The organism is Pseudomonas artemisiae, from assembly GCF_057128685.1.
Window position 1 is genome coordinate 354 of the sequence record NZ_JBSKHS010000039.1, and the last position, 458, is coordinate 811.

The 458-nt window shown below is 72.3% G+C and carries 1 protein-coding gene; it reads left to right on the forward strand.

Annotated features, from left to right (window positions below; translation table 11 throughout):
* On the forward strand, nucleotides 1-458 hold a 458-nt coding region (locus ACWKV4_RS20595), incomplete at both ends, for an ABC transporter ATP-binding protein (RefSeq protein ID WP_483839559.1).

Genomic DNA, 458 nt, shown 5'->3' on the forward strand with positions numbered 1-458 from the left:
CGACCGCGCTCGAGCGGGCACGCATCGACGGGCTCGTCGAGTCGCTCGGTCTCGCGAATCGGCTCACCCATCGCCCGCACGAGCTCTCCGGCGGCCAGCAGCAGCGCGTCGCGATCGCGCGCGCGTTCGCCGAGAAGCCGCGGCTGCTGCTCATGGACGAGCCGTTCGGTGCGCTCGACGAGATGACGCGCGAGACGATGCAGACCGAGCTCGCCCGCATCTGCGCGGAGACGGGCGCCGCGGTCGTGTTCGTGACCCACTCGATCCCCGAGGAGGTGTTCCTCTCGGACCGGGTCGTGGTGATGTCGCCGCGGCCAGGCCGCATCCGCGAGATCCTGACGATGGATCTGCGCGGTGAGCGCACCGAGGAGCTGCGCGAGGACGAGGCGTTCTTCGAGCGCGTCAGCGCGGTGCGCGAGGCCCTGCACGGGTCCCCCTCGGCGGGGGCGAAGGGCGTC